Here is a 26430-nt window from a genome sequence, read left to right as displayed (position 1 = left end):
CCGGGCAGCCGCCGAAGGCCTCCGCTGCTGACCAGTCCGTGATCGGGCCACAGGCCGGCGGCGCCGCGGGCGGCCGCCTTAGGCCGCCAGGGGCCGGGCCGCCGCCTGGCGGTTCAGCAGGGCCGCCAGCCTCTCCTGCTGCGGCGGGGTGGGCGACAGGCGCAGCACCAGCCGGCGGTCGCGCATGGCCACGGTCTCCGCCGCGACCTCCAGCCCGTCGAAGGACAGCGTGGCGGCCAGGCCCTGGCCGGCCTCGGCGCCGCTGATCAGGGCGCCGCTGTCGGAAAGGTTCAGCAGGCGCACCGGCAGCGGTGGGCCGCCGGCGAGCGCCAGGCGCGCGGGCAGATCGACATCGATGCGGTCGCCCTCGCGGCGGTCGACGCTGCGGGAGGAGGTGCGGACGACGCGGATCACCGTCTGGCGCAGCTGCTGCACCGCTTTCTCCAGGATGCCGGCGGTCTGCCGCACCGCTTCCGACTGGCGGTCGGCCTCGCCGGCGGCGGCGCGGACGTCATCGGTGCGCTGCGACATGCGGCTGGCGGCGCCGGCCGTCTCGACGACGCTGCGGGCGATGGCGGCGGTGGCCGTGCCCTGCGCCTCCACCGCCGCGGCGACGGCCGAGGTGGTGGTGTCGATCTCGCCGATCAGCCCGACCACCTGGCTGACCTCGTCGGCGGCCAGCTGCGTCGCCTGGCGGACGGCGGCGATCTGCCGGGTGATGTCGGCGGTCGATTGCGCGGTCTGCGTCGCCAGCTGCTTCACCTCGCCGGCGACCACGGCAAAGCCCTTACCGGCATCGCCGGCGCGCGCCGCCTCGATCGTCGCGTTCAGCGCCAGCAGGTTGGTGCGCGCGGCGATGTCGGCGATGATCTCGGCGATCCTGCCGATCTGCGCCGCCTGCTGCGACATCGCCTCGATGCTGTTGCGGGCATCGCGGCCGGCGACCACGGCGCGCTGCGCCGAGGCGGTGCTGCCGCTGACCTGGCGGACGATCTCGTGGATCGAGGTGGTGAGCTGCTCGGCGGCGGCGGCCACCGTCTCGGCCGTCTGCCGGGTCTGGTCGGCGGCCGCGGCGGCGTCGCTGGCATTCTGCCCGGTGCGGGCGGCGGTGGCGGCCATGTCGGCAGCGGTGCCCGACATCTCGCCGGTCAGCGCATTGACCTGCTCGACGGCGATGCCGGCCTCGCGCTCGATCGCCTCGGCCATCTGGTTCATCGCGGCAGCACGGCTCTTCTGCTCGGCGGCGGCATAGGTCTCCAGCAGCAGCTCCAGATCGAACCAGGCGCCCTTGTTCAGCGCGACACGGATCGCCTCGCCATCGGCCCGAACGCCTTTGGCGCCGCGGCTGAACAGCCGGCGCCTGGCCGGGCGGCCGGCTTCCTCGAGGCCCAGATCCTGCAGGATGCCCTGCATCACCGAGGCGTGGCAGATGGCCACCGCATAGCCGGGCACGCCATGGGCGTAGAAGGCGGAGGCCAGCGTCTCGGCCGATTCAGTGAAGCCCGGACCGACATCACCGCTGACCACCCGGCACCAGTGGGCGACGCGGGCGCGGTGCACCTCCGGCTTCATCAGGGCGGCATGGATCTCCGGCCAGTCGGCGAACCCGTCATGCAGCTCCTCCAGCAGCGCCGGCAGGCGGTTGCGGGCGAACTCCGCCAGGCCCTGCAAGGTGCGGATATCCTCTTGCGTCACCTTGAAAGCAGCCAGCCGCTTTTCCTCGGCGGTACGATGCAGCATCGGAGCGGACGGTCCCTTCGGGCCTTGCGGATGGACAGGCGAAACGCAGCCCGCCTGGGTTCGTTGCCAGCGGCATAGCGGCAGAAATATCAACGGGACATTAAGCAATCAGCCGTTTGTCAAGCTTGTGTAAGTCATGTCGGGGCCATGTCACCGTTCGACTTCCTTCCGCTCTCCCGGCTCACGAAAAAACCAACCGGCCGGCTTGTTTTGTCCTGGCTGCGGCAGGCCCGCGCGGCTAGGGTTCCGCTCCTACCCTGTCCCCCCCCTGCCCCCCTGGAAGGCCGATGGACAATCCCGCCCGCTCGCGCCGCTCGCGCAGCGCCGTGCTGCAGGCCGCCCTGGCCATCATCGCCCGCGACGGCCCCGGCCGGCTGACGCTGGAGGCGCTGGCGCGCGAGGCCGGCATGAGCAAGGGCGGGCTGATGCACCAGTACCGCAGCAAGGCCGCGGTGCTGCAGGCGCTGCTCGAGCACCAGCTGGACTATTTCGACGGCTTCCACCGCGAGCAGCAGGCCGAAATGGGCGATGGCCATCCGGAGACGCATCTGGCGGCCGATCTGGCGACCGCGCGGGAGGCGAGCTCCATGCCGCGCTCGGTCGCCTTCGCCATCCTGGCCGCCGCCGCCGAGGAGCCGGGCATGCTCTCCGTCATCCGCGACCGCGCCGCCGAACGCCTGGCCGGGATCCGCGCCGAGGCGGCCGATCCGGACCTCGCCACCCTGCGCTGGCTGGCGGCGCAGGGGCTGGTGCATGGCATGCTGCTGGGCGTCAGCCCGCTGGCGGCGGAGGAGCGGGAGCGCCTCTTCGCCCGGCTGATGGATGCGGAGCAGTGGCGGCGGGGGCCGCCGCCTTGACCGCCATGTCGCTTTCCTTTCGCCTGGCGACAACCTTTGGCCTGGCTGGCGGGTTGCTGGCGGGAATCATGACCGTCATCCCGCCCCATGGCTGAGGCTGCGCCCCTTCCTCTTCCTGTTCCCCTGGCCGGGGCGGCGCGGCTGCGCGCCTGCGACGATTGCGGCCAGCTGGTGCGGCTGGCGGCGCTGCCGCCGGGGGTTGATTCGCGCTGCCCGCGCTGCGACGCCGTGCTGCGGCGGCATCGGCAGAGCATGATCTCGACGCCGCTGGCCCTGGTGGTGACCAGCCTGCTGCTCTGCCTGGTGACGCTGACCACGCCCTTCCTGACCATCCGCCTGCTCGGCCGGATGCGCGGCAGCATGGTGGAATCCGGCGCCCATGCCTTCCTGGAGGACGGGCTGCTGATCCTGGCGGTGCTGCTGGTGGCTACCGTCATGCTGGTGCCGCTGGCCCGGCTGAGCCTGCGGCTGGTGGTGCTGGCCGGGCTGGTCTCGCCGGTGCCGCCCGCCTGGCTGCACCGGCCGCTGCGCTGGCACGAGCATCTCGGCGCCTGGAGCATGCTCGAGGTCTTCCTGTTCGGCGCGCTGGTCTCCTACACCCGGCTGGCCGATCTGGCGGAGGTCGAGTTCGGCCCCGCCGTCTATGGGCTGGGCGCGGTGGTGGTGGCGATGGTCGCCGCCGACGCCGCCTTCGAGCCGCAGGCCGCCTGGGACGCGCTGGAGGATCGCGGCGTGATGGCCTGCCCGGCGGCGGCCCGCGCGGAATCGCCCCTCTTCGCCCCCATCGGCTGTCATTGCTGCCGCCGCGTGGCGCAGGCCGCCCCCGGCACCGCCTGCGCCCGCTGCGGCAGCACGCTGCATGCCCGCAAGCCGGCCGCCGTGGCCCGCGCCTGGGCGCTGATCATCGGCGCCGTGGTGCTCTACATCCCGGCCAATGCCTATCCGGTGATGACCATCGTCACCCTGGGCCAGGGCGGGCCGCACACCATCATGGGCGGGGTGATCGAGTTCGTGCACACCGGCTTCTGGCCGCTGGCGCTGATCGTCTTCACCGCCAGCGTCGCGGTGCCGATGCTGAAGCTGGTCGGCCTGTCGGTGATGCTGCTGCAGCTCGGCCGGCCGGCCAGCCTGGCCGCGCTGCGGCGCCGCACCCGGCTCTACCGCGTCATCGAGGTGCTGGGCCGCTGGTCGATGATCGACGTCTTCGTCGTCGCCGTGCTGATCGCGCTGGTGCGCTTCGGCGTCCTCGCCTCGATCAATGCCGAGATCGGCGCCGCCTGCTTCGGCGCGGTCGTCATCCTGACCATGCTGGCGGCGGAAAGCTTCGACCCCCGGCTGATGTGGGACGCGGCCGCCGCGCCCCGGAAAGATCCTTCTCCATGAGCAGCACCGACCCCGCGCCGCCGCCCGAGATCGCCGAGGCGCGGCCGCATCGCCGCCGCTTCTCCTGGATCTGGCTGATCCCGATCGCGGCGGCGGCCGTCACCCTCTATCTCGGCTACAATTCCTGGCAGTCGCGCGGGCCGCTGGTCACCATCGACTTCGCCAGCGCCGACGGGCTGACCGCCGGCCAGACTCAGGTGCGCTACAAGTCGGTCACCGTCGGCACGGTGGAATCGATCCGCCTGACCGCCGACCTGTCGCGCATCACGGCGAATGTGCGCATGCAGCGCGACGTCGGTGACCGCCTGACCCAGGGCGCGCAGTTCTGGGTGGTGCGGCCGCGGCTGACGGCCGGCAGCATCTCCGGCCTCGAGACCATCGTCTCCGGCGCCTATATCGAGTTCGACCCCGGCCCGCCGGAGGCCGAGGAGCAGCGCACGTTCAAGGGGCTCGACGACCCGCCGGGGGTGCGCTCGGACGAGCCGGGCCGCGTCTTCACCCTGCAGACGCCGCGGCTGGGCGCGCTCAGCGCCGGCTCGCCGGTGTTCTTCCGCGACGTGGTGGTGGGCGAGATCCTGTCCTACGAGCCGCCGAAGATGGACGGGCTGGTGACTCTGCGCGCCTTCATCCGCGCGCCCTACGAGGGCTATGTCCGCCCCGGCTCGCGCTTCTGGAACACCTCCGGGATCAGCGTCAATCTCGGTGCCGACGGGCTGAAGGTGGAGCTGGAGAGCCTGCGCGCCGCGCTCTCCGGCGGTGTCGCCTTCAACACCCCGCGCGAGCTGCGCGACGAGCCGCCGCCGGGCGACGATGCCCGCTTCTTCGTGCATGAGAGCCTGGAGGCGGCGATCTCCGCCACCTCGGCCGACCGGCTGGAATTCCTGACCTATCTGGACGGCAATGTGCGCGGCCTGGCGGCCGGCGCGCCGGTCGAGATGCGCGGCATCCGCATCGGCACGGTGACCCGGGTCGAGCTGGCCTATGACAAGGCGCATGACCGCTTCGTGGTGCCGGTGCGCCTGGCCATCGAGCCGCGCCACATCTCCTTCCCCTCCGGCCGGCCACCGGAGGAGATCATGGTCGCCGCCGCCCGGCTGGTGCAGCAGGGGCATCGCGTGCAGCTGCGCAGCGGCAGCCTGCTGACCGGCCAGAAGGTGATTTCCCTCGACCGCGCCGACAACCCGCCGCCGGCCGAGATCCGTCAGGAGGACGGGCTGATCGTGCTGCCGAGCCTGGGCGGCGACAGCGACGACATCATGGCCGCCGCCAGCGCCTTCGCCGGCAAGCTGGAGCGCTTCCCGCTCGACGAGATCGGCGCCAACCTGAATGGCGCGCTGGCCGCGGTGAACAACCTCGCCGGCGGGCCCGAGGTGCGCCAGGCCATGGCCAGCCTGTCCGGCGCGCTGACGCAGGTGCAGGAGCTGGTGCGCAAGGTCGATGGCGGGCTGACGCCGCTGCTGCGCCGCCTGCCGCAGATCGCCGACAACCTGGACCAGGCGGTGCGCAGCGCCAACGGGGCCATCAGCAGCCTGCAGCGCAGCTATGCCGGGGATTCGCCCTTCAACCGCAACCTCGACCGCACCCTGCAGCAGGTCGCCGAGGCGGCGCGCTCGGTCCGCCTGCTGGCCGACTTCCTGGAACGCCACCCCGAGGCCCTGATCCGCGGCCGCACCGAATGAGTTCCTTTCAGATGCACCGTCGCCTGTTCCTGCTCGCCCCGCTGGGGGTCGCCGCCTGCGCCTCGGCCGAGCCGCGCTATTTCCGGCTGTCGATCCCCGAGGGCCGGCCGCTGCCTGGACCCTCGCTGCAGATCGAGCTGCGCCAGGCGCGGCTGGCGCGCTATCTCGACCGGCCGGAGATCTTCCGCGGCGCCGGCGCGACCCGGCTGGTGCTGGCCGACAATGCCCGCTGGGCCGAGCCGCTGGAGGAGATGGTCACCCGGCTGCTGGCCGCTGCCCTGACCCAGCGCCTGCCCGGCAGCGTGGTGCGGGAGGAGCGCAGCGCGCTGGGCGGCCGGCTCGACCTGCTCGCCAGCCTCGATGTCGCCCGCTTCGAGGTGGCGGAGGACGGCACCGCGCTGCTGCAGGGCCGCTTCGCGCTGCGCCGCCCCGGCGAGGAGGAGGCCTTGGCCGACCGCGCCATCGAGGCGCGCGGCACCGGCGCCGGCGGCGGCACGGCCGAGGCGGTGACCGCCCAGGGCGCGCTGCTTGGCCAGCTGGCGGACCAGATGGCGGCGGCGATCCGCGCCTTGCCGGCGGCGCGGCGGCGCTAGCGGTTGAAGAAGGCGGCGTAGGCTTCCGGCTTGAAGCCGAGCAGGCGGCGCGGCCCGTCAACCAGCATCGGCCGCTTGATCATCGAGGGCTGCCCGAGCATCAGGTCGATGGCGCGCCCCTGGTCGAGCCCTTCCCGCGCGGGCTCGGGCAGCTTGCGGAAGGTGGTGCCGGCGCGGTTCAGCACCGCGTCCCAGCCGAATTCGGCGCACCAGGATGCCAGCGTGGCGGCATCGATGCCGGCGGTCTTGTAGTCGTGGAAGGCGTATTCGATGCCGGCGGCGTCCAGCCAGGCCCGGGCCTTCTTCACCGTGTCGCAGTTCTTGATGCCAAAGACGGTGATCGACATGCGCGGCTCCGCTCGCCAGGGTTGCTGCCGGCGGCTTAACCCTGCGCGGCCGTCCCGCCCAGCCCCCCCTCTGCCAGACCCATGAAGCCCAGCACGTCGCGCCGCACCGGCGCGATGAAGCGCAGCGGCCCGGCCAGGGCGCCGAGGATCGCCGCATGGCCGATATCCGGATAGAAGCGCGTCCGCACCGGCCCGCCGGCGGCGGCGATGCGGGCGGCGAGGCTTTCGGCATTGCGCGGCCGCACCGTCTCGTCCGCCAGCCCCTGCAGCAGCAGCATCGGCGGGTTGTCGCCGCGCACCTGGTTGATCGGCTGGGCCACCGCCGGGTCGGGGGCGAAGATGTCTTCCAGCTCGGCATCGCGCAGGGGGAGAAAATCATAGGGCCCGGCGAGGCCGATGACGCCGGCCAGGTCGCGCCGGGGTTGCCGCCCGACGGCGGCCAGCCAGTCCGGCTGCAGCGCCAGCATGGCGGCGTTGTAGGCGCCGGCCGAATGGCCCAGCAGCCAGGTGCCACCGGCCGCCCGCTGGTCGCAGGCCCAGGCGGTGGCCAGGGCGCAATCCTGCAGGAAGGCCGGGAAGCGCACCGCGGGGAAGAGGCGGTAATCGGGGATGGCCACGCGGCAGCCGGCCCCGGCCAGGCTGGCGGCGACGAAGCGGTACATTGCCCGCTCGCCATCGGTCCAGTTGCCGCCATAGAAGAACACCACCAGCGGCGCCGCCGGGGCCGGGTGGAGCGGGGCGTAGAGATCCAGCCGGTGCCGCGGATCGGGGCCATAGGCGATGCCCTCCTGCCGCGCCGCCTCGGGCGCCCAGCGGTTCAGCAGCGCCGCCGGCGAGCAGGCCGACCCCAGCAGCCCCGCCCCCGCCGCCAGCCATCCCCGTCGCCGCATCCTGCCACCCCTTTCATCCGGTCGAGCAGCAACGCGGCGGCGGGCCGCATGGCTGCAGCGGCTTCGGTGCTATGCTAGGCCGGTTGTCCTGCCTGCCCCGGAGCCTTCGCCTGACCCAGATCCCCGGCTACTGCACCCTCTGCCGCTCGCGCTGCGGCACCTGGAACACGGTCGAGCAGGGCCGGCTGGTCAAGGTCGCCCCCCGGCCGGAGCATCCGACCGGCCGCGCCCTCTGCGCCAAGGGGCGTGCAGCACCCGAGATCGCCCATGCCTCGCGCCGGCTGGCGACGCCGCTGCGCCGCACGCAGCCGAAGGGCGCGGCCGATCCCGGCTGGGTGCCGGTCAGCTGGGAGGAGGCGCTGTCCGAGGTCGCCGGGAAGCTCGGCCGTGCCCGCGCCGAAAGCGGGGCGGAGAGCGTTGCCTTCGCGGTGACCTCGCCCTCCGGCACGCCGATCTCGGATGCCATCGACTGGATCGAGCGCTTCATCCGTGTCTTCGGCAGCCCGAACACCGTCTATGCCACCGAGATCTGCAACTGGCACAAGGACCATGCGCACGCCCTGACGCTGGGCGCCGCCATCGGCACCCCCGACTATGCCCAGGCCGAGCTTATTCTGCTCTGGGGCCACAACCCGTCGAATGCCTGGCTGGCGGAGGCGGGTGAGATCGCCGAGGGCCGCCGCCGTGGCGCGAAGCTGATGGTGGTCGATCCGCGCCGCAACGCCCATGCCGCCGGCGCCGAGCGCTGGCTGCGGCTGCGACCGGGGACGGATGCGGCTCTCGCCCTGGGCCTGATTTTTCTGCTGTTGCAGGAAGGCTTCGACGCGGAGTTCGTCCGCGCCTGGACCGACGCGCCCTTCCTGGTGCGCGAGGATGGCGGCGGGCTGCTGCGCGCCGGCGACCTCGGGCTGGACGGCCCGGCGGAGGCGCCGGTGGTGCTGGTCGACGGGGTGCCGCGCGCCTATGACGCCGGGAAATTCGCCGGCGGCCATCCGCCCGGCGCGCTGGCGCTGCGCGGCGCCGTCAGCCTGGGCGGGATCGCCTGTCGCCCGGTGCTGGACCGCCTGGCCGAGGCGGTGGCCCCCTGGACGCCCGCGGCGGTGGAAGCGACCACCGGCATCCCGGCGGCAGACATCCGCGCGGCCGCCGCCGAGATCCGTGCGGCCAGGCGCATCGCCTATTACTGCTGGACCGGTGTCGGGCAGAGCGCCAATGCGACCCAGACCGACCGCGCCATCGCCATCCTCTATGCCCTGACCGGCAGCCTGGACCGCATCGGCGGCAACCGTCACTACACCCGCCAGCCGGTGCGCGGCGTGGCGGATCACGCGCTGCTGCCGCCCGGCCAGGCGGCCAAGGCGCTGGGGATCGCCGAGCGCCCGCTGGGCCCCGCCGCCCGCGGCTGGGTCACCGCCGAGGATCTGCGCCGGGCGATCCTCGAGGAAAAGCCCTACCGCGTCCGCGCGCTGATGAGCTTCGGCGCCAATCTGCTGGTCTCCCAGGCCGATCCGGCGGGCTCGGCGGCGGCGCTGGCGGCGCTGGACTTCCACGTCCATTGCGACCTCTTCGAGAACCCCACGGCGCGCTTCGCCGATCTCCTGCTGCCGGTGAACAGCCCCTGGGAGCATGAGGGCCTGCGCGTCGGCTTCGAGATCGATGCCGCCGCCGAGGAGCTGGTGCAGCTGCGCCCGCGCATGGTGGCGCCCTTCGGCCAGTCGCGTTCCGACATGGAGGTGGTCTTCGACCTGGCCTGCCGCCTCGGCCACGGGGACGACTTCTTCGGCGGCGACCCGGAGGCCGGCTGGAACCACATCCTGGCGCCCACCGGCCTGACGGTCGAGGCGCTGCGGGCGGCGCCCGAAGGCATTCGCCTGCCGCTGCGCCAGGTCGAGCAGAAATTCGCCGAGCGTCTGGCGCAAGGGCAGCCCGCCTTCGCCACGCCGTCGCAGCGCATCGAGATCTTCTCCGAGCGCCTGCTGCGCATCGGCCAGGCACCGCTGCCGCTGCATGTCGACCCGCCGGCACCCGATGAAAGATTCCCGCTGCGGCTGACCACGGCGAAGAGCGGCTATTACTGCCACAGCCAGCATCGCGGCATCGCCTCGCTGCGCCGCCGCGCGCCGGAGCCGATGGTGGAGCTGCATCCCGATCTGGCGGCCCGGCACGGGGTGGCGGAGGGCGGCTGGCTGCGGCTGACGACGCGGGCCGGCAGCGCGCGCTTCAAGGCGCGCTTCAGCGCGGCGCTGGCCGCCGACGTGCTGGTCGCCGATTACGGCTGGTGGGAGGCCTGCGCCGATCTTGGCCTGCCCGCCGAGCGCGACAGCAACTACAACGCGCTGATCGACACGCGGCAAGTCGACCCGATCAGCGGCTCCGTCGCGCATCGCGGCTTTCCCTGCGCCATCGCGGCGCTGCCCGACCCCGCCCCGGCCTGGCCCGGCTTCCGCCCGATGCGCGTGGTGGCGCGGCGCGAGGAGACAGCGGAGGTGGTCTCGCTGCACCTGGCCCCGCTGGACGGCGCCCCCCTGCCCGGCTTCCGCCCCGGCCAGCATCTGACTCTGAAGCCTGGCGAGGCCGGGCCGCTGCGCGCCTATTCGCTCTCGGCCGCGCCCGGCGAGGATTACCGCGTCAGCATCCGCCGCCAGTCGGGTGAAGGCTCGACGCGCTTCACCGCGCTGCAGCCCGGCGCGACGCTGCTGGCATCGGCCCCCTCCGGCCGCTTCGTCATCCCGGTGGCGCATCCCAACCCGGTGGTGCTGGTCGCCGCCGGCATCGGCATCACCCCCTTCATCGGCTATCTGGAGGCGCTGCTGACCGCGCCGCAGACGCCGCCCTCGGTGCTGCTGCTCTATGGCAACCGCGACGGCGCCAGCCACGCCTTCCGCGACAGGCTGCAGGCGCTGGCCGCCCTGCTGCCCGGCCTCACTTTGGTCGAGCGCTACAGCCGGCCCCGGCCGGGCGAGGCCGGGGCCCTCGGCCGGGTCAGCGCCGGCGATGTCCCACAGGCGCTGATCGAGGCCCGGGCCCGCTTCTTCCTGTGCGGCCCGCCGGCGATGCTGAGCGGGATGCGCGCCGGGCTGCAGGCGCGCGGCGTCCCTGCCTTCGAGATCTTCTCGGAAAGCTTCGTCAGCCCGGCAGGCAACACCACCGCGGCGCCGACCGCCCCGCGCACCGTCACCTTCGCGCAATCAGGAAGAAAACTGCGCTGGACGCCGGAGGCCGGGACGCTGCTGGAGCTCGCCGAGGCCGCCGGCCTGTCGCTGCCCAGCGGCTGCCGCACCGGGCAATGCGAGAGCTGCGCCGTCGCCGTGCTGGAAGGCCAGGCGCATCACCGCCTGCCGCCGGCCGAGGAGGATCCCGCCACCTGCCTGACCTGCCAGGCGCTGCCTTTCACCGACCTGACCCTCGACGCCTGAGATTTTCCCGGTCAAAGGGCTGGACAACAGGGCCGGCATCGCCTGCCCTGCCGGACAAGAAAATGCACACGGTCCGCAGCCCGCCGACATCGAGGAGTTCCACGTGATGCCACCTGACCACCGGACCGGAGCAGGTTCTGAACAGCAAAGCGGCATGGCGCGTCTGGCGCTGCGCTTCACCGCCTGGGCCGAGACCTGGTTCCCCGACACCTTCGTCTTCGCCGCCATCGCCGTCGTCTTCGTCGCTGCTGCCGCGCTGGTGAACGGCTCCTCGCCGGTCGCCGTCACCAAGGCCTTCGGCGACGGCTTCTGGAGCCTGATCGTCTTCTCCATGCAGATGGCCTTCGTCGCCATCACCGGCTATGTCGTCGCCACCTCGCCGCCGGCGGCGCGGCTGATCACCCGGCTGGCGATGATGCCGAAGACCGGCCCGGGCGCGATCGCCTTCATCGCCTTCGTCAGCATGTCGGCGTCCTTCCTGAACTGGGGCCTCAGCCTGGTGTTCAGCGGGCTGCTGGCGCGGGCCATGGCGACGCGGACCGAGCTGCAGATGGACTACCGCGCCGCCGGGGCGGCCGGCTATCTGGGCCTCGGCGCCACCTGGGCGCTCGGCCTCTCCTCCTCGGCGGCGCAGCTGCAGGCCAACCCGGCCAGCCTGCCGCCGGCGCTGCTGAAGATCACCGGCGTGCTGCCGTTCAGCGAGACCATCTTCCTGTGGCAGTCGATCGTCATGGCGCTGGTGCTGATGGTGGTCTCGGTCATCGTCAGCTGGATGTCGGCGCCGAAGGGCGACCAGGCGATGACGGCGCAGAAGATGGGCATCGAGCCCGGCGTGCCGGTGGGCCAGCTGCCGCCGCGCACGCGGCCCGGCGAATGGATGGAATACAGCCCCTTCCTGACCCTCATCCTGGTGGTGATGACCGCCGGCTGGATGCTGCAGGAATTCACCCGCGTCGGCGCCGTGGTCGCCATCTCCGGGCTGAACACCTACAACCTGCTGTTCCTGATGCTCGGCCTGCTGCTGCACTGGCGGCCGCGCTCCTTCCTGGACGCGGTGGCGCGCGCGGTGCCGGCGACCACCGGCGTGCTGATCCAGTTCCCGCTCTACGGTTCGATCGCCGCGATCATGACGAACGCCAAGGGCTGGGACGGCATCAGCCTGTCGGATCGCATCGCGCATCTCTTCGTCAGCTTCAACACGACGGAGAGCTTCCCGGTGGTGATGGGCATCTACTCGGCGGTGCTCGGCTTCTTCATCCCCTCGGGTGGCGGCAAGTGGATCATCGAGGCGCCCTACGTGATGCAGGCGGCCAATGAGCTGCAGGTGCATCTCGGCTGGGCGGTGCAGGTCTACAACGCCGCCGAGGCGCTGCCGAACCTGATCAACCCGTTCTGGATGCTGCCGCTGCTCGGCGTGCTGTCGCTGAAGGCGCGCGACATCGTCGGCTTCAGCTTCCTGCAGCTGCTGGTGCACACGCCGCTGGTGCTGTTCATGCTGTGGTTCCTCGGCCGGACGCTGACCTATGTCGCGCCGGTGATGCCCTGAGCCGCTGACCGTGGCGGGGCCGGCGGCGTCCGGCCCCGCCACCAGCCGGGTGCAAAGTGGCGCTGGTCGCCGGTTGCGCCTTGCTGCGGGCCCTGCGGTATGTCACCCGGTCGACATGCGCCGCCCCGCCGCCCCCTTCCCGACCGATCGGCAGCCCCGCGCCGCCTGGCCATGAGCGAGGATGGCCGCGACGCCGCCCTGGCCCTGCTGCAGGCCCTGCCCGGCCCGGTCCTCGTCTTCGGCGCCGACCACCGCCTGGTCGTCGCCAATGCCGCGGCGCTCGCGCTGCTGGAGCTGCCGCCCGGCACCCTGCCGACCGGCCTGCCGGCCGGGGCGCTGATCCGCCGCCTGGCCGATCGCGGCCATTGCGGACCCGGCGACCCGGAGCGGCTGGCCGCGCAGGCCGGCGCCCTGGACCGGCGCCAGCCGCACCGCAGCCTGGTGCAGACGGGCGACGACCGGTGGTCCGAGCTGGCCTCCCTGCCACTGCCCGGCGGCGGCTGGGCCAGCATCACCACCGACGTCACCGAGCACCGCCGGGCCGAGTTCGCGGCGCGCGAGAGGCTGCGGCTGACCGACACGGCGCTGCGGCAGAGCCCCTCGGGCATCGGCATCTACGACCGCGACCATCACCTGGTGTTCTTCAACGACGCCTATGAGGCGCTGCTCGACCTGCCGGCCGGGACCATCCAGCTCGGCATGAGCTTCGACCGGCTGGTCGACCGGGTGCTGGAGAACCTGCCGCTCGATGCCGCCGGCCGGGCGCTGTTCGGGTCCCGGCGCCATCTCGACCGCAGCCAGCGCAGCCAGCTGGTGCGGCAGCGGCCGGACGGCAGTGCCGTCCTGGGGACCAGCCAGCCGCTGGCCGAGGGCGGCTTCCTGGTCGTGCTGGAGGATGTCTCGCAGCTGCGCGCGGCGGAGGAGGAGGCCAAGGCGCGCGCCGCCCTGGTCGACGGGGTGCTGGCGGCGCTGCCGCACGGGGTCTGCGTCTATGGCCCCGACCGCCGGCTGCGCCTGGCCAATGCCGCCTTCCGCGAGCTGGTCGGCACCTCCGAGGTGCGCATCGGCGAGCATCTGCTCGACCTGATCCGCCGGCGCGAGGCGGAGCGCGAATATGCCGATCGCCAGGACCCGGAGGAGATCTTCCGCCGCCAGTTCGACTTCGCCCGCGCGCCGACGACGCGGTGCCGCGCCGATGGCCGGGTGCTGACCGGCCGCACCGCGCCGCTGCCGGATGGCGGCCATATCTCGGTGGTCAGCGACGTCACCGCGCTGCACCGCGCCGAGGCCGAGGCGCAGCGCCGCGCCGACCTGCTGCAGGCGATGATGGAGAGCATGCGGCATGGCGTCTGCCTGTTCGATGCCGGGCGGCGCGTCGTCGCCGCCAATGCCCTGGCCTGCACGCTGACCGGGCTGACGCGTGAGGAGCTGGTGCCCGGGGCGCAGCTCGATGATCTCGGCCTGATCCAGCTGGCGCGCGGCGCGCTGGGCGACCCGGTCGAGGGGGCGGCGCTGTACCGTGACCGGGCGGGCGGCGTGGCGCGGCATGACAGCTTCACCCGCCACATGCGGGACGGCCGTGTCGTCGAGGTCAGCACCGACCCGACGCCGGATGGCGGCTTCGTCCGCGTCTATACCGACGTCACCGCCGAACGGCAGGCGATGGCGGATCTCGAGCGGGCCCGCACCGCCGCCGAGGAGGCGAGCTTCGCCAAGACCCGCTTCCTGGCCACCATGAGCCACGAGCTGCGCACGCCGCTGCACGCGGTGATCGGCTTCGCCGAGGCGCTGCTCGACGAGCGCAGCCTGGACAATGTGCAGGAATTCGCCACCACCATCCTGGAGGCGGGGCGCGAGCTGCTGGCGCTGATCGACGCCGTGCTGGCGGTGGCGCAGATGGGCAGCGGCCGGCTGCAGGTGGAGACCCGGCCGCTGCACCTGCCGAGCGTGCTGGAGGGCATCGCGCGGCAGATGCGCGGCCCGGCCGAGGCGGCGGGGCTGGCGCTGGACCTCGAGCTGCCGCCCGCCTTGCCGCGCGCCCGGGCGGAGGAGCGCCGGCTGCGGCAGATCCTGCTCAGCCTGCTGAACAACGCCATCAAGTTCACGCCGCCCGGCGGGCGCCTCAGCCTGGCCGCCCGCGACCTCGGCGACGGGCATGTCGAGATCAGCGTCGCCGATGACGGCATCGGCATGGCGCCGGAGCGGCTCGAGCAGGCCTTCGAGGCCTTCGTCCAGCTCGAGGGCAGCCATGACCGGCGCTATGGCGGCCCGGGCCTCGGCCTCTATCTGGCGCGCGCGCTGGCCGAGGCGATGCAGGCGCGGCTGACCCTGGAAAGCGCCCGCGGCGCCGGCACCACCGCGCGGCTGATCCTGAAGGCGGCTAGCCCAGCATTTCCCGCACCAGCGGCATGACCCGGCGCCCGTAGAGCTCGATGCCGCGCATCATCGTGGCATGCGGCAGCGGGCCGGCGCTGTATTTCAGGTCGAAGCGGCCGAGGCCCAGCAGCTTCGCGGTGCGGGCGATCTTGCGCGCCACCGTCTCGGGACTGCCGAGATAGAGCGAGCCCTGCTCGATCTCCTGCTCGAACTCGGCGCGCTGCATCGGCGGCCAGCCGCGCTCGGCGCCGATGCGGTCGCGCATCACCTTGTAATGCGGCCAGAATTCCTCGCGCGCCGCGGCGTCGGTCGCGCCGACATGGCCGGGCGAATGCACGCCGAGCGGCCGCCTGGGCCGCCCCATCTGGTCGCAGGCGCGGCCATGGAGGTCGGCGAAGGGCTGGAAGCGGGCCGGGTCGCCGCCGATGATGGCGAACATCACCGGCAGGTCGTGATGCACCGCGCGCACCACCGATTTCGGGCTGCCGCCGACGCCCACCCAGGTGGCCAGCCTGCCATGCTCGACGGGCGGCTGGATCTCCGCCGCGTCCAGCGCCGGGCGCAGATGGCCGCGCCAGGTCACCGGCTGCTGCGGCAGCAGCGCGGCGAAAAGGTCGAGCTTCTCCTCGAACAGCTCTTCGTACTGCTGGAGGTCGAAGCCGAACAGCGGAAAGGATTCGGTGAAGGAGCCGCGGCCGAGGATCACCTCGGCGCGGCCATTCGACACCGCGTCCAGCGTCGAGAAACGCTGGAAGACGCGGATCGGGTCGTCGGAGCTCAGCACCGTCACCGCCGAGCCCAGGCGGAGCCGCGTGGTGCGGGCGGCGATGGCGGCCAGGACGATCTCCGGGGCGGAGACCGCGAAATCGGCGCGGTGATGCTCGCCGACGCCCAGAAAGTCGATGCCGGCCTGGTCGGCCAGCACCCCCTGCTCCACCAGCTCGCGGATCACCCGGGCGGGGTGCTGCAGGGCGCCGTCCGGGCCCTGCGTCACATCGCCGAACGTGTCGAGGCCGAGCTCCAGCACGCTCAGGCGGCCGCCGCGGCCAGCGCCGGGTAGTCGGTATAGCCCTCGGCGCCCCCGGCATAGAGATGGGTCGGGTCGACCTCGTTCAGCGGCGCGCCGCGGCGCAGGCGCTCGACCAGGTCGGGATTGGCGATGAACTTCAGGCCGAAGCTGACGGCATCGGCGGTGCCGTCGGCGATGTCGGCCTCGGCCTGCTCGATGGTCAGCTTCTCGTTGGTGATATAGGCGCCGCCGAAGGCCTGCTTCAGGGCCGGGCCGAGGCGCGGCGCCAGCGCGTTCTCGCGGGAGAACAGGAAGGCGATGCGGCGCTTGCCGAGCTCGCGCGCGGCATAGCCGAAGGTCGCGGCCAGGTCGGAATCCCCCATGTCATGGGCATCGCCGCGCGGCGCCAGGTGCATGCCGACGCGGTCGGCGCCCCAGACGCCGATGGCGGCATCGGTCACCTCCAGCATCAGCCGGGCGCGGTTCTCGATGCTGCCGCCATAGGCGTCGTCGCGGTGGTTGCTGCCGTCCTGCAGGAACTGGTCGATCAGGTAGCCATTGGCGCCATGGATCTCGACGCCGTCGAAGCCGGCGCGCTGGGCGTTCTCGGCGCCGCGGCGATAGGCCTCGACGATGCCCGGGATCTCGTCGGTGGCCAGGGCGCGCGGCAGCGGGAAGGGCCGCTGCGGCCGCAGCAGGCTGACATGGCCGCGGGCGGCGATGGCGCTGGGGGCGACGGGGGGCTGGCCGTCCAGGAAGGAGGGGTCGGAGATCCGCCCGACATGCCAGAGCTGCATCACCATGCGGCCGCCGGCGGCATGCACGGCGTCGGTGATGCGGCGCCAGCCCTCGACCTGCGCCTCGGACCAGATGCCGGGCGTGCAGGCATAGCCGACGCCCATCGGCGTCACCGAGGTGGCCTCGGTCAGGATCAGCCCGGCGCTGGCGCGCTGGACATAGTATTCCTGCATCAGGGGGGTGGGGACGCGGTCCGTCGCGGTGGCGCGGGCGCGGGTCAGGGGCGCCATCACCAGGCGGTTGGGCAGCTCGAAGGCGCCGATCCGCACGGGATCGAAAAGGCTGGGCATCGGGAGGGTCTCCGCGGCAGGCAGGAAGGGAGAGGCCGTGGTGGCGGCCGTCCTCCCAAGGGGTGGGCGCCGCCCCGGCCGATTGCAAGAGGGGTTTGCTGCGGCTGCGAAGAAAAAACTACCGATCGGTATTGCTGGTCGATCGCGGGGCCCGGCGGATCAGTCCCCGGCGTCGGCGCGCGGCACCGGCGGCGGGACCTCCGGATTGCCCTCCAGCCGGTCGCGATGGAGGGCGGCCCGCGTCACCAGCATCAGCGTCACCGGCGTGGTGACCACGACCAGGATGCCGATCAGGATCTCATGCACCACCAGGCGGGTCTGCAGCACGCTGAAGAAGATCATCGAGGCCAGCAGCACGCTGGCCAGGCCATAGGAGGTGCTGATGGTCGGCGCGTGCACCCGCTCGTAGAAGCTCTTCAGCCGCAGCAGGCCGATCGAGCCGGCCAGCGCCAGCGCCGCGCCCAGCAGCAGCAGGAAGGCGACCAGGATGGCCACCGCGGGGTGCAGCTCGCCCGCGGCGCTCATTCGATCACCTCGCCGCGCATCAGGAACTTGGCCAGCGCGGCGGTGGAGACGAAGCCGAGCAGCGCCACCACCAGCGCCGCCTCGAAATACAGCGCCGTGCCGGAGCGGATGCCGAAGGTCAGCAGCAGCAGCATGCCGGTGACATAGAGGGTGTCGAGGCCGACCACGCGGTCCTGGGCGCGGGGGCCGCGCAGCACCCGCCAGAGCGGGCCGATCATCGCCAGGCCCAGCATCACCTGGGCGACCAGCAGCGACCAGCCCAGGATCGCCTGGCTGAGCATCGACGGGCTCATGAGAAGATCTCCAGCAGCGGTTGCTCGTAGCGTTCCTTGACGATGCGGATCCATTCGGCCTCGTCGACCAGGTCCAGCACATGCAGCAGCAGCTCGCCATCCTCGACGTCGAACTCGACCCAGGCGGTGCCCGGCGTGGCGGTGAGGATGCAGGCCAGCATCGCCAGGGCATGCGGGTCGCGCAGCGCCAGCGGCATGCGGATGAAGCCGGCATGCCGCTCCGGCCGCGGCTTCAGCACCACCAGGGCCACCGCCAGGTTGGAGCGGGCGACATCGACCAGCACGGCGCCGGCCAGCTTCAGCATCAGCCCGGGGCGGCGGAGGCGCACCGGCTCGGGCTGCAGCAGCGCCAGGGCCCGGCCGCCGACCAGGGCGACCACTAGCCCGACCAGCGCCGGGCCGGGCTGCAGCGATTCGGCCAGCAGCAGCCACATGGCGAAGAGCCCCGCGGAGACCAGCGGATGCGGCAGGATCCAGCGCAGCATCAGCGCGACCCTCCATTGACCTGGCGCAGATAGTCCTGCGGCGCGTGCAGCGCCTGCGCCGTGTTCTCCATGTAGCGCAGCACCGGGCCGGCGCCGGCCGTCATGCCGAGGCAGAGCCCGATCAGCAGCAGCACCGGCGCGATCTCGATCACCCGCACCCGCGGCACGCCGCGGCCCGAGGTCGCCCAGAGGCTGCGGATGCCGGCGCGCGTCATGGCGATCACCGTGGCCAGGCCGGAGAAGACCAGGGCGCCGAGCAGCAGCCAGCCGCCCCAGGCCACGTCGGTCGGGCCGCGGCCCAGCCCCTCGGGGTTGAGGATGCCGCTGAGCATGGCGAACTTGGCGACGAAGCCGGAGAGCGGCGGCAGCCCGGCCAGCAGCAGCGCGCAGCACAGGAAGCAGGCGCCGAGGATGGCCATGGTGGCGGGGATGGCGACGCCCGCCTCGTCCTCCACCTCGTCCTCGTCGTCATGGCCGTCGCCGAAGGCCTCCAGCGTCACCGCCAGCACGTCGGCGCCGACATCGCGGCCGCGCTCCAGCAGCTCGATCAGCAGGAACAGGGCGCCGATCGCCAGCGCCGAGCTGGCCAGGTAGTAGAGCGCGCCGGCCGTCACCGCGACCTGGCCGGCGCCGACCGCGGCGAGCAGCGTGCCGGAGGAGATCAGCACGCTGGCCCCGGCCAGCCGCGCCAGGTCCTGCGTCGCCAGCACCGAGACCGCGCCGAAGCCGATGGTGGCGATGCCGCCGACCAGCAGGAACTCATGGCCGAAGCCGGCCGAGGCGCCGGCGCCATCGCCGAACAGCAGCATCGACAGGCGCAGGATGGCATAGGCGCCGACCTTGCTCATCATCGAGAAGATCGCCGCCGCCGGCGGGCTCGCCGCCGTGTAGGTATTGGCCAGCCAGAAGCCGAGCGGCCACATCGCCGCCTTGACCAGGAAGGCCATGCCGAGGATCGCCCCGCCCGCCTCCAGCAGCCGGCGGTCCTCGGCCGGGATGGCGGGGATGCGGGCGGCCAGGTCGGCCATGTTCAGCGTGCCGGCGACGCCGTAGATCATGCTGACGCCGATCAGGAAGAGCAGCGAGGCGGCCAGGTTGATGGCGATGTAGTGCAGCCCCGCCTTGACCCGGGCGATGCCCGAGCCGTGCAGCGCCAGGCCGTAGGAGGCGGCCAGCAGCACCTCGAAGAAGACGAAGAGGTTGAACAGGTCGCCGGTCAGGAAGGCGCCGTTCAGCCCCATCAGCTGGAACTGGAACAGCGCGTGGAAATGCGCGCCCATGCGCTGCCAGCGCGCCAGCGAGAAGACCAGCGCGGCCAGGCCGAGCAGCGCCGTCAGCACCAGCAGCAGCGCCGAGAGGCGGTCCACCACCAGCACGATGCCGAAGGTCGCCGGCCAGTTGCCCAGGCGGTAGACGGTGGTCGCCGGCCCGGTCTGGGCCTGCGTCGCCAGGGCGATGGCCACGCCCAGCAGCAGCAGGGCCGAGAGGATGCCGAGGCCCGCGCGCAGCCGGCTGCGCTGGTCGTCCAGCGGGATCATGATGGCGCCGGCCAGCAGCGGCAGCAGGATCGGCAGGATCGCCAGGTGGTTCTGCAGGGCGGCCAGCATCAGCGGTCGCGCCCCGCCTGGCCGTCGACATGGTCACCGCCGGTCAGGCCGCGCGCGGCCAGCATCACCACCAGGAACAGCGCCGTGGTGGCGAAGCCGATGACGATCGCGGTCAGCACCAGCGACTGCGGCAGCGGATCGGCGAAGACCGCCGGGTCGCCGCGCGTGCCCGGCTCCAGGATCGGCGGCCGGCCGACCGGGAAGCGGCCCATGCTGAAGATGAACAGGTTCACCGCATAGGACAGCAGCGACAGGCCGATGATCAGCTGGAAGGTGCGTGGCCGCATCAGCAGCCAGACGCCCGAGCCGCCGAGAATGCCGATGGCGAGGGCCAGGATCAGTTCCATCAATCGTCTCCCGGCAGGCCAGAGGAAGGCGGCGGCGGCGGCGCGGCGCGCTGGCTGCGCACCGACTGGTGGGCGATGGCGATCAGCATCAGCACGGTCGCGCCGAAGACGAGCGCGAAGACGCCGATGTCGAAGAGCATGGCGCTGGCCATCGGCAGCTTGCCCAGCCAGCCGAGATCGGCATAGGCGAAGTAGGAGGTCAGGAAGGGCTTGCCGAAGAACAGCGCCGCCGTCCCGGTGCCGGCCGCCAGCAGCAGCCCGGCCGCCATCCAGCGCAGCGGATGCACGCGCAGGTGGTCTTCCACCCAGCGGGTGCCGCCGGCCATGTATTGCAGCAGGATGCCGATCGAGAGCATCAGCCCGCCGGCGAAGCCGCCACCCGGCAGGTCATGGCCGCGCAGCAGCAGGTAGAAGGCGACCAGGCAGATCACCGGGAACAGCAGCCGCATGATGACCGCCGGCACCGCCAGCCAGTCGCGCGCCTCGCCTTCCTGCTGCTGGTCGGGGGTGCCGATGCTCTCGGGCGCCGGGCGGAAGCGGCGCAGCAGGGCGAAGACGGTCAGCGCCACGACGCCGAGCACGGCGATCTCGCCCAGCGTGTCGAAGCCGCGGAAATCGACCAGGATGACGTTGACCACATTGGTGCCGCCGCCCTCGACATAGGCGCGCTCCAGGAAGTGGCGGGAGATGCCCTCCGGCGAGGTGCGGGTCATGGTAGCATAGGAGATCGCGGTCAGCCCCGCCCCGGCCGCCACGGCGATGCCGAAGTCGCGGTAGCGGCGGAGACGGGCCAGCAGCCGGTCGCTGCCCGGCCGCTCGATGCGCTTGGGCATCCAGCGCAGGCCGAGCAGCAGCAGCACGGTGGTCACCACCTCGACCAGCAGCTGGGTGACGGCGAGGTCGGGGGCGGAGAACCAGACGAAGGTCAGGCAGGCGGCGAGGCCGGCGCCGCCCAGCAGGATCAGCGCCGCCAGCCGGTGGTACTTGGCCTGGTAGGCGGCGCCGATGGCGCAGGCGCCGCCCGCCGCCCAGATCAGCGCCACCACCGGGTCGACCCGGGTCAGCTGCACGCCGCCCAGCGCCAGACCCTGCGGCAGCAGCGCCAGGGTCGCGGCGCCGAAGGCCACCACCACCATCAGCCGCAGCTGCATCTGCAGCCGCGCGGTGCCGAGCAGCCGCTCCAGCGTGCGGGCGAAGCGCCAGGAGAGGAAGACCATGGCCTGGTCGAAGATGCGCCGGCCGTCGAGCCCGCGCAGCAGAGGCGTGCCCTCGACCCCGGTCGAGAAATGCCGCTGCAGCAGCCGGTAGAGCAGCACGCCGCCGAGCAGCGCCAGCACCGACATGACCAGCGGCAGGTTCACCCCGTGCCAGACCGCCAGCGAGTATTCCGGGGTCTCGCCGCCCAGGATCGAGCGCACGGCGACGTCGAGGAAGGGGCCGATGGTGGCGGCCGGCAGGATGCCGACCACCATGCAGCCGAAGACCAGCACTTCCACGGGGACGCGCATGAATTGCGGCGGCTCGTGCGGCGTCTTCGGCAGATCGCCGGTATCGGGGCCGAAGAAGGCGCCGTGGATGAAGCGCAGCGAATAGGTCACCGCGAAGATGCCGCCGAGCGTCGCGGCCAGCGGCAGCAGGCTGTGCAGCAGGGTCGGCGCGGTCGAGGCGGTCAGCGCCTCGGTGAAGAACATCTCCTTGGAGATGAAGCCGTTGAGCAGCGGCACGCCGGCCATGGCGGCGGCGGCGACCAGGGCCAGCCGTGCCGTGAAGGGCATCGACTTGTTCAGCCCGGACAATCGACGGATGTCGCGGGTGCCGGTCTCGTGGTCGATGATGCCGGCGGCCATGAACAGCGAGGCCTTGAAGGTCGCGTGGTTCATGGTGTGGAAGATCGCGGCGACCATGGCCAGCGGGCTGTTCAGGCTGAGCAGCAGGGTGATCAGGCCGAGATGGCTGATCGTCGAATAGGCCAGGAGGCCCTTCAGGTCATGCTGGAAGATTGCGACGTAAGCGCCGAGAACCAAAGTAATCATCCCGGCGGAACCCAGGATCCAGAACCAGGCGTCGGTGCCCGCCATGACCGGCCAGAGCCGCGCCATCAGGAAGATGCCGGCCTTCACCAGCGTCGCCGAATGCAGGTAGGCGGAGACCGGCGTCGGCGCCGCCATCGCCTGCGGCAGCCAGAAATGGAAGGGGAACTGCGCGCTCTTGGTCAGGGCGCCGAGCAGGATCAGCACCAGCGCCGGCAGATAGAGAGAGTGGTTGCGGATCAGGTCGCCGGATTCCAGCACCACGTCCAGGTCGTAGCTGCCGACGATATGGCCGAGCAGCAGCATGCCGGCGAACAGCGCCAGGCCGCCGGTCGCGGTCACCGTCAGCGCCATGCGGGCGCCGTCGCGGGCGGCCGCCGAATGCTGCCAGTAGCCGATCAGCAGGAAGGAGAAGAGGCTGGTCAGCTCCCAGAAGAAGACCAGCTGGATCAGGTTGCCCGACAGCACCAGCCCCATCATCGAGCCCATGAAGGCGAGCAGGAAGGCGAAGAAGCGCGGGATCGGGTCGTCCGACGACATGTAGTAGCGGGCGTAGAGCACCACCAGGAAGCCGATGCCGGCCACCATCACCGCGAAGACCGAGGCGAAGCCGTCCATCCGCAGCACCAGGCTGAGGCCGAGCTGCGGCACCCAGGGGATCTCGACCCGCGCCGCCCCGCCACCGGTCACCGCCGGGTAGCAGAGCCAGACCATCAGCAGCGCGGCCAGCGCGACGCCGCCGGCGAGCCAGGCCTCCCAGCGCCGGGCATTGGTGGGCAGCAGCGCCGAAACCAGCGCGCCGAGGAACGGCAGGGCGATCGCCGCCGAGAGGTACAGGGCGTCAGGCATCGGGCGCCGGGCTCTCCTCGTCTGGTCTTGTCGTCTTCCACGAGGATGGCTGGGTCACCCTCGAGAGGCGCGGCCTCCTGCCCCGCCCCGGCGCGGTCTCACGGGGCGCGCCCCGTCAGGCTCCTGGCTGGTCCGAGGCCTGCAGCATGGCCAGGGCCTCCTCGGCCGAGCCGGCCTGGCGCAGCTGGCGCGGCAGCTGATTGTCGCGCAGCACCTTGCAGATGGTGGACAGCGCCGGCAGGAAGCCCTCCGAGGCCTCCTCGGGCCAGAGCACCATGAAGACCAGGTCCACCGGCTCGCCATCGCGGGCGTCGAACTCGATGCCGCGGGTCAGCCGGGCCAGGATGGCCAGCGGCCGCGTCAGGCCCTCGAGGCGGGTATGCGGCAGGGCGACGCCGCGGCCAAGCGCGGTCGAGCCCAGCCGCTCGCGCGCCTGCAGCGCCTCGACGATCTCCTCGCGCGGCCGGCCGAGGCGGTCGGCCGCGCGGTCGCCCAGCTGCTCGATCAGGTCGGTCTTGTTGGCCACGGTGAGGGAGAGGATGCCCTCGGCGGCGGGGAACAGGTCGGCAATGGCCATAGGCTTCTCCAAACTCGGCCTCCCCGCCTGACCCGGGCGCCGCAGCGGATGCGGGCGGGCGGCGGCGCGAGGCCGCACCGACGGCAGGATCGTCACCTTGTGTGCCGTCCCCTGCCCCGTCCTGATTGATCGGGGGCGGTCGGGCAGGCGGGCAACGCTATCCGCCCCGGCCGGCTGTCCCGGGCGGATTAAACTCCGTTCACACTATAGCCTTAGTCCGGCAAGCATTGCAAATCGGCCGCCGCCCGCCATTTTCTCCCCATTATTATTCTTTTTCACGAAAACTCCTGAAAGACATATAGGTTCATTTTCAGAGTTCTATAGAATCCGAATCCGACAAATAGGCGCCAGTAACGGGAAAAAATTTTACTGGGCCGACTGGTCTCCCTTGCGGTTCAGGGCGCCGACCTCGTTGGCCAGGCCGGCGGGAAACTTTCCGCCCCGCGAAGCGCTGCTGCTGCGGGTGGCGCGCAGAGACCGGAGGGCCGGTCGCCCCGCCGCCGAGAGGGGGAGCAGAGCATGCCCGCGAAATCCGCCGCCAAGGCCGAGCCGGCCAAGGCTGCTGCCAAGAAGGCCGACGGCAAGAGCGCCGAGAAGACCGAGACCAAGTCCGCCGCGAAGAGTGCCAGCCAGGGCGACGGCAAGACCGCCGCGAAGAGCGCCGGCAAGGCGAAGCCGAACGCGCTGCAGACGCCGCTGAAGCCCAGCGCCGAGCTCGCCGCCGTGGTCGGCAGCGGCACCCTCTCCCGGGGCGAGGTGGTCAGCAAGATGTGGGACTACATCAAGTCCAACGCGCTGCAGAACCCGGAGAACAAGCGCGAGATCATCGCCGACGACAAGCTGCGGCCGATCTTTGGCAAGGACAAGGTGACCATGTTCGAGATGAACAAGCACCTGGCCGCCCATCTGAGCTGATCCCTCCCTACCGGGAAAGGATCGGCAAGGCCCCGGGCCGGCGACCCCCATCGCCGGCCCGGCTTCCGTTTGGGGAGCCTAGGCGCCGCGCCGCGGGTCCATGACGTCGTCCAGCACGTCGCCCAGCAGGTTCAGCCCGAGCACCGCCAGCGCCAGCGCCACGCCGGGGATGGCCGCCATGTACCAATGGGTGCGCAGCGCCTCCCGCCCGCCGCCGATCATCGAGCCCCAGGAGACCCGGTTCGGATCGGAGAGGCCCAGGAAGGACAGCCCGGCCTCGGTCAGCATGGCGGTGGCCATCAGCACCGAGGCGGTGACGATGATCGGCGACAGCGCATTGGGCAGCACGTGCCGCAGCAGCAGCCCCGAGGGCGCCGTGCCGCAGCAGATCGCCGCATCGACGAAATCCCGCCGGCGCACCGCCATCACCTCGCCCCGCGCCAGCCGGGCGACGGCGGGCCAGGAGGTGATGCCGATGGCGAAGATGACGTTGCCGATCGAAGGCCCCAGCACCGCGACGACCGCGATGGTGAAGAGGAAGGGCGGCATCGTCTGAAAGATTTCCGTGAACCGCATCAGCAGGCTGTCGGCGACGCCGCCCCAGAAGCCGGCCAGCGCGCCGACCAGCGTGCCGAGCAGCAGCGCGATGCCGGCCGCGCTCAGCCCGACCAGCAAGGAAACCCGGGCACCGTGAAAAATGCCGGCGGCGATGTCGCGGCCCATCAGGTCGGTGCCCAGCCAGAAGCCGGCTTCCTCCCCGGGCCAGAGGCTGGGGCTGCCCACCATGTCCATCGGATCGTCCGGGAAGAGCCAGGGGGCGCCAAGCGCCATGGCGCCCAGCCCCAGCACCAGCAGCAGCCCGACCAGCGCACGCGGCCGCAGCAGCAGGCGGGCCAGCCGCCTCATGCCGCGCGCACCCGCGGATCGGCCAGGCCATAGAGCAGGTCGACCACGAAATTCACCAGGATGACGGTCATCGAGCTGACCAGCACGATGCCGAGCAGCAGGTTCAGGTCGCGCCGCAGGATGGCGTCGAAGGCCAGCCGGCCGAGGCCGGGCCAGCTGAACACCGTCTCCACCAGCACGGCGCCGCCGATCAGGCTGCCGGCCTGCAGCCCCACCATGGTCAGCACCGGCAGCAGCGCGTTGCGCCCGGCATGCACCGCCTCGACCTGGAAGGGCGACAGCCCCTTGGCCCGCGCGGTGCGGATATAGTCCTGCTGCAGGGCAGCGAGCATCGAGGCCCGCATCAGCCGGGCATAGAGCGCGGCATAGAACAGCGCCAGGCTGCAGACCGGCAGCACCATGTGCCGCGCGACATCGGCCACCAGCGCCAGCCCGGTCGAGGCCGCCGCAGGATCGCGCATCCCCCCCACCGGCAGCCATTGCAGCTGCACGGCGAAGACGACGATCGCCATCAACCCGGCCCAGAACAGCGGCGTGGCGTAGGCAATGAGCACGCCGACTGAAATCACCCCGTCGAGCCAGGTCCCTGCCCTGCGCGCCGCCCAACCGCCCAGAACCATGCCGGAGCCCGCCGCCAGGAACACCGCCGGCAACATCAGAAGAAGCGTTGCCGGCAGCCGCTCCAGGATCAGCGTCAGCACCGGCAGCCCCAGCCGGTGCGAATAGCCGAAATCGCCGGTCAGCAGATTGCCGATGTAATGCGCGAACTGCACCCAGAGCGGCTGGTCCAGCCCGAAGCGGGCGCGCAGCTCCGCCATCATCTCGGGCGTCGCCGCCCCCTGCTCGCCGGCCAGCACGTCGGCCAGGTCCCCGGGCGCCGCCTGCATCAGCAGGAAGTTCACCGCGACCACGCCGAACAGCACCGGCACCGCCTGGACCAGGCGCTGGCCCGCCTGCCGCAGCACTGCCATG

22 protein-coding genes are annotated in these 26430 nt (G+C 72.0%); 8 read left to right on the top strand and 14 right to left on the bottom strand.

Annotated features, from left to right (window positions below; genetic code table 11):
• Positions 1-78: 78 nt before the first annotated feature.
• Positions 79-1740 (bottom strand): globin-coupled sensor protein, encoded by a 1662-nt coding sequence (locus WFI16_RS15525; RefSeq protein ID WP_419898734.1) that lies wholly within the window; start codon positions 1738-1740, stop codon positions 79-81.
• 287 nt (positions 1741-2027) lie between these two features.
• Here WFI16_RS15525 and WFI16_RS15520 point away from each other — a divergent pair, with 287 nt between their 5' ends.
• From WFI16_RS15520 to WFI16_RS15505, 4 genes are all read left to right on the top strand, one after another.
• The gene (locus WFI16_RS15520) at positions 2028-2597 is read left to right on the top strand and encodes a TetR/AcrR family transcriptional regulator (RefSeq protein WP_419898733.1); all 570 of its coding nucleotides are present in this window, start codon (positions 2028-2030) and stop codon (positions 2595-2597) included.
• Positions 2598-2684: 87 nt separating this feature from the next.
• A complete protein-coding gene (locus tag WFI16_RS15515; protein ID WP_419898732.1) occupies positions 2685-3980 on the top strand; it encodes a paraquat-inducible protein A in 1296 nt (431 codons plus the stop codon).
• Positions 3977-5659, top strand: coding sequence for a PqiB family protein (locus WFI16_RS15510; protein WP_419898731.1), 1683 nt, complete (start codon positions 3977-3979; stop codon positions 5657-5659). The genes WFI16_RS15515 and WFI16_RS15510 overlap by 4 nt, the downstream gene beginning before the upstream one ends.
• An 11-nt stretch (positions 5660-5670) precedes the next feature.
• Positions 5671-6252 carry a PqiC family protein gene (locus WFI16_RS15505; RefSeq protein ID WP_419898730.1) on the top strand — a complete coding sequence of 194 codons (582 nt, stop codon included), beginning with the start codon at positions 5671-5673 and terminating at the stop codon, positions 6250-6252.
• On the opposite strand, the gene WFI16_RS15500 is transcribed toward WFI16_RS15505, so the two are convergent.
• Positions 6249-6599, bottom strand: coding sequence for an ArsC family reductase (locus tag WFI16_RS15500; protein WP_419898729.1), 351 nt, complete (start codon positions 6597-6599; stop codon positions 6249-6251). The genes WFI16_RS15505 and WFI16_RS15500 overlap by 4 nt on opposite strands.
• Positions 6600-6634: 35 nt before the next feature.
• A complete protein-coding gene (locus WFI16_RS15495; protein WP_419898728.1) occupies positions 6635-7489 on the bottom strand; it encodes an alpha/beta hydrolase in 855 nt (284 codons plus the stop codon).
• A gap of 83 nt (positions 7490-7572) precedes the next feature.
• On the opposite strand from WFI16_RS15495, the gene WFI16_RS15490 reads away from it, so the two are divergent.
• The 3 genes from WFI16_RS15490 (at position 7573) to WFI16_RS15480 (ending at position 14863) form a co-directional block, all read left to right on the top strand.
• Positions 7573-10905, top strand: a complete 3333-nt coding sequence (locus tag WFI16_RS15490) for a molybdopterin-dependent oxidoreductase (protein WP_419898727.1) — start codon at positions 7573-7575, stop codon at positions 10903-10905.
• 154 nt (positions 10906-11059) lie between these two features.
• Positions 11060-12451, top strand: coding sequence for a short-chain fatty acid transporter (locus WFI16_RS15485; RefSeq protein ID WP_419898726.1), 1392 nt, complete (start codon positions 11060-11062; stop codon positions 12449-12451).
• A 171-nt stretch (positions 12452-12622) separates the two neighbouring features.
• Entirely contained in the window at positions 12623-14863 is a 2241-nt protein-coding gene (locus WFI16_RS15480) for a PAS-domain containing protein (RefSeq protein WP_419898725.1), read from the top strand.
• On the opposite strand, the gene WFI16_RS15475 is transcribed toward WFI16_RS15480, so the two are convergent.
• The 9 genes from WFI16_RS15475 to WFI16_RS15435 form a co-directional block, all read right to left on the bottom strand.
• Positions 14832-15854 carry an LLM class flavin-dependent oxidoreductase gene (locus WFI16_RS15475; RefSeq protein ID WP_419898724.1) on the bottom strand — a complete coding sequence of 341 codons (1023 nt, stop codon included), beginning with the start codon at positions 15852-15854 and terminating at the stop codon, positions 14832-14834. The two genes, WFI16_RS15480 and WFI16_RS15475, sit on opposite strands and share 32 nt — an antisense overlap.
• Positions 15855-15856: 2 nt before the next feature.
• Entirely contained in the window at positions 15857-16924 is a 1068-nt protein-coding gene (locus tag WFI16_RS15470; protein ID WP_419898723.1) for an alkene reductase, read from the bottom strand.
• Positions 16925-17083: 159 nt separating this feature from the next.
• Positions 17084-17449 carry a monovalent cation/H(+) antiporter subunit G gene (mnhG, locus tag WFI16_RS15465; RefSeq protein ID WP_419898722.1) on the bottom strand — a complete coding sequence of 122 codons (366 nt, stop codon included), beginning with the start codon at positions 17447-17449 and terminating at the stop codon, positions 17084-17086.
• On the bottom strand, positions 17446-17742 hold the full coding sequence (locus WFI16_RS15460; protein ID WP_419898721.1) for a K+/H+ antiporter subunit F: 297 nt from the start codon (positions 17740-17742) through the stop codon (positions 17446-17448). Before WFI16_RS15460 ends, mnhG begins: the two co-directional genes overlap by 4 nt.
• The gene (locus WFI16_RS15455; protein WP_419898720.1) at positions 17739-18227 is read right to left on the bottom strand and encodes a Na+/H+ antiporter subunit E; all 489 of its coding nucleotides are present in this window, start codon (positions 18225-18227) and stop codon (positions 17739-17741) included. The genes WFI16_RS15460 and WFI16_RS15455 overlap by 4 nt, the downstream gene beginning before the upstream one ends.
• Positions 18227-19834, bottom strand: a complete 1608-nt coding sequence (locus tag WFI16_RS15450; RefSeq protein WP_419898719.1) for a monovalent cation/H+ antiporter subunit D — start codon at positions 19832-19834, stop codon at positions 18227-18229. Before WFI16_RS15450 ends, WFI16_RS15455 begins: the two co-directional genes overlap by 1 nt.
• Positions 19834-20181 carry a Na+/H+ antiporter subunit C gene (locus WFI16_RS15445; RefSeq protein WP_419898718.1) on the bottom strand — a complete coding sequence of 116 codons (348 nt, stop codon included), beginning with the start codon at positions 20179-20181 and terminating at the stop codon, positions 19834-19836. The genes WFI16_RS15450 and WFI16_RS15445 overlap by 1 nt, the downstream gene beginning before the upstream one ends.
• A complete protein-coding gene (locus tag WFI16_RS15440) occupies positions 20181-23060 on the bottom strand; it encodes a monovalent cation/H+ antiporter subunit A (protein WP_419898717.1) in 2880 nt (959 codons plus the stop codon). The genes WFI16_RS15445 and WFI16_RS15440 overlap by 1 nt, the downstream gene beginning before the upstream one ends.
• A gap of 115 nt (positions 23061-23175) precedes the next feature.
• Positions 23176-23637 carry a PTS sugar transporter subunit IIA gene (locus WFI16_RS15435; protein ID WP_419898716.1) on the bottom strand — a complete coding sequence of 154 codons (462 nt, stop codon included), beginning with the start codon at positions 23635-23637 and terminating at the stop codon, positions 23176-23178.
• 519 nt (positions 23638-24156) lie between these two features.
• Between WFI16_RS15435 and WFI16_RS15430 the strand changes: the two genes are divergently transcribed.
• A complete protein-coding gene (locus WFI16_RS15430) occupies positions 24157-24552 on the top strand; it encodes an SWIB/MDM2 domain-containing protein (protein WP_419898715.1) in 396 nt (131 codons plus the stop codon).
• Positions 24553-24630: 78 nt separating this feature from the next.
• Here WFI16_RS15430 and WFI16_RS15425 read toward each other — a convergent pair whose 3' ends face one another.
• Positions 24631-25458: an ABC transporter permease gene (locus WFI16_RS15425; RefSeq protein WP_419898714.1), complete on the bottom strand. Its 828-nt coding sequence runs from the start codon at positions 25456-25458 to the stop codon at positions 24631-24633.
• Positions 25455-26429: an ABC transporter permease gene (locus tag WFI16_RS15420; protein WP_419898713.1), complete on the bottom strand. Its 975-nt coding sequence runs from the start codon at positions 26427-26429 to the stop codon at positions 25455-25457. The genes WFI16_RS15425 and WFI16_RS15420 overlap by 4 nt, the downstream gene beginning before the upstream one ends.
• Position 26430 lies beyond the last annotated feature (1 nt).

Origin of the sequence: Roseomonas sp. USHLN139 (assembly GCF_037145735.1) — a bacterium.
Lineage (GTDB): Bacteria > Pseudomonadota > Alphaproteobacteria > Acetobacterales > Acetobacteraceae > Pseudoroseomonas.
This window is presented reverse-complemented; position numbering and strand designations above follow the sequence as displayed.